Genomic DNA, 2,561 nt, shown 5'->3' with positions numbered 1-2,561 from the left:
TCGCCGTTGCGGACCAGGCGCCCCCGGTCCGCAGCCAGTTCCCGCCACAGGGCGGCGAGTTCTTCCGGGTCGCTGGCCACGATGTCGCCGGCCTCGGCATCCGAGACAATTCTTGCGGCTTCTCCGCGCACCACAGCCGTGATGTGGCGGCCGATTGCCAGAACCTCATAGGTTTTGGACGGCACGGTGGTTTCGAAGGACTTCCAGTCGTCCCGCAAGGACACGATGCAGGTGTCGGCGGACGAGTAGCGTTCCAGCATGTCGTCGCCGGTCAGGGGCGGGTGGAAGGTCACGGGAGCCTTCAGCTCGCGTGCAAGCTTTTCCAGCGCCGGACGCTGCGTCCCGTGGCCCACCATGTGCAGGTGCATGGAGTCCCCCACGAGGGCACTCGCGCGGATGGCGACGTCCAGCTTTTGGCTCTCCCCGTGGTTGCCGAGATAGAGAGCTTCGAAGACTTCCCGTTCCGGCTCGGGCGGCCCGACGACGGGGATGGCATCCAGGTGCACGCCGTTGCTGACGGTCGCCACGTTCCGGACTCCGCGCGCACGCAGCGTTGCCGCGAAGCCCTCCGTCACGGTGACCACGAGGTCCGCGCGGTGCTGGACAAAATCCACCACATGTTCCACGACACTTTTCACGCTGCCCTGGACGAGGCGGGCGTCGCGGGCAAGATCCGGCCAAGCGTCGCGCATTTCCACGATCAGCGGTACCCGGCGCAACTTGGCCAGGACGTAGCCAGCGGCCAAGGACGGCAGGCCGGGCGCGGTGACAATGACGACGTCGGGCTTGCGGACCATCATCCCGGCCGGGACGGACAAAAATGCCGAATAACACTGGTCCATGAGCCGCGCGGCGCGGGAGTTGCCGTGGCGCAGGTACGGCACGTGGAGGATCTTTTCGGTGAACTGGCCATTGCGGAGCCGGAACGGCCTGCCGGCCATCCAGCGCGGGAGGGCCCGCCGGCCGAAGGGATAGTGCGCCACGGGAGTGACGACGTCGACGTCCCAGCCGGAGTGGGAGAACTCCTTGATCATGGCGGTCCAGCGCCGCTGCGGCGGGCTCTGTTCCGGCCAGTATGAGTGCGTGACCAGCGTGATCTGCAGACCGCCAGCCGGCGATTTGGGCGCAGTCGACTCCATAAGGACTTCAGCCTGCATGGGAATTAGGACTTACCAGTGCGCGGGACGCCCGTGGCTTTCTTGGAGCCGATGAAGCGGTAGTACACGAAGCCCAGTCCCAGCAGGACCAGCACGGTGATGGCCTGGACGGCCAGCGGGCTGCCGGTGGCGACGGCCACTGCCGCCTGGACCTCTGACTTCACCATGACGGGAGGGTCGGTAGGGGTGGCAATCACGGCGGGGGCTGTCGACGGCGCGGCTGTCGGGGTCGGCGTGGGGGTCGGCGTCTCCGACGGTGTTTCCTCGACGACGGGAGCCGGGTCAACGGGTGCAACGACGGCCGGGGTTTCCGCCACCGGAGCAGGGGTTTGGAGCGGCGCAACGGGCGGCTCGACTGGCGCAACCGGCACCACGGGAGGAACTACAGGTGCCGGGGCCGGGGCAGGGGCCACTGGCGGAGCCGGGGTGACGATGGGCGGTGCCGGAGTTTCTGCCGGCGGGGGCACGACGATCGGATCACTCGGCGCAGGCGGCGCCGGATCTGTCGCCGGGGCAGTCGGCCCGGGATCGACGGGCGTCGGAGAGGGCGAAACTGCCGGTGCCAAGGGGCCGGGAATGACCAAGTCATCGGCGCTTGCGGCTGTCGCCGTGCCCATGACTGAAGCGGCTAGGAGCAAAGCTCCCAGCCCGGTCCGTACGGATTTCTTTCGGCTGCACGACGTCATCGACAGTCCCTCCCCCACAGTGCGAGATTGAATCAGGTGTGCGTTATGCGACCAACGCTAACGTCATTGTCGGCAGAGCCCCACTGATGCACGAGGTCCCAGTCTACTCGAAGGTAAGAGTCAGGCTGTTTCACGTGATGTTACCCGCACTCCTGAACTCATAACCGTAGCGCCACGCGGTCCCAGCTAAGCTGGATGAATGCTCCGTTTCAGCCGCCAGGTTTCCGCGCGCCTTGCCACTACCGTGGTCGCCGCCGCGGCCGCCCTCGCCCTGACATCCTGCTCACCGGTCGTCGACGTCACGCCCGCCAAGGATGCCGCGAACGCGGCCTGCGCGCCGATGATGCTGGCCCTGCCGGACGCGATCGGCGATGCCAGGCTGCGGAAGACCAATGCCCAGGCCACGGCGGCCTGGGGCGATCCGTCCCAAGTGATCCTGCGCTGCGGCGTCAACGTTCCCGGCCCCACGACGGACCGCTGCGTCAGCGTCAACGACGTCGACTGGGTCATCAAGGAAGGCGATCCCGTGTGGACGCTGACCACGTTCGGCCGCGAACCGGCCACGGAGATCCTGATGGATCCGGACAAGATCAGTTCGGCCACCGTGCTGGCGGACCTCTCCGCCGCCGCGCTGAAGATCCCGGCAACCCGGAAATGTGTGGGTCAAGAGGACCTGCAGAACCTCCCCACCAGCAAGTAGGCCCGGGCAGGCGCGTCC

Annotated in this window: 3 protein-coding genes; 1 reads left to right on the top strand and 2 read right to left on the bottom strand. The window is 67.3% G+C overall.

What is annotated here, in order from left to right:
• A partial coding sequence (locus Y706_RS27240; RefSeq protein WP_052355128.1) for a glycosyltransferase family 4 protein occupies nucleotides 1–1,157 on the bottom strand: 1,157 nt, incomplete at its 3' end.
• Nucleotides 1,158–1,162: 5 nt separating this feature from the next.
• Nucleotides 1,163–1,474 (bottom strand): hypothetical protein, encoded by a 312-nt coding sequence (locus tag Y706_RS0122470; protein ID WP_028278337.1) that lies wholly within the window; start codon nucleotides 1,472–1,474, stop codon nucleotides 1,163–1,165.
• Between the two features lie 568 nt (nucleotides 1,475–2,042).
• On the opposite strand from Y706_RS0122470, the gene Y706_RS0122465 reads away from it, so the two are divergent.
• The gene (locus tag Y706_RS0122465) at nucleotides 2,043–2,543 is read left to right on the top strand and encodes a DUF3515 family protein (protein WP_028278336.1); all 501 of its coding nucleotides are present in this window, start codon (nucleotides 2,043–2,045) and stop codon (nucleotides 2,541–2,543) included.
• The last annotated feature ends 18 nt before the right edge of the window (nucleotides 2,544–2,561 follow it).

This window comes from Arthrobacter sp. I3 (assembly GCF_000520575.1).
Taxonomy (GTDB): domain Bacteria; phylum Actinomycetota; class Actinomycetes; order Actinomycetales; family Micrococcaceae; genus Arthrobacter; species Arthrobacter humicola_A.
The sequence above is the reverse complement of the archived record's forward strand: the minus strand, read 5'-3'. Positions and strand labels throughout refer to the sequence as shown.

Coding starts and splice junctions, on each gene's coding strand:
- Y706_RS0122465 (WP_028278336.1), top strand. CDS start 2,043: ATGCTCCGTTTCAGCCGCCAGGTTTCCGCGCGCCTTGCCACTACCGTG.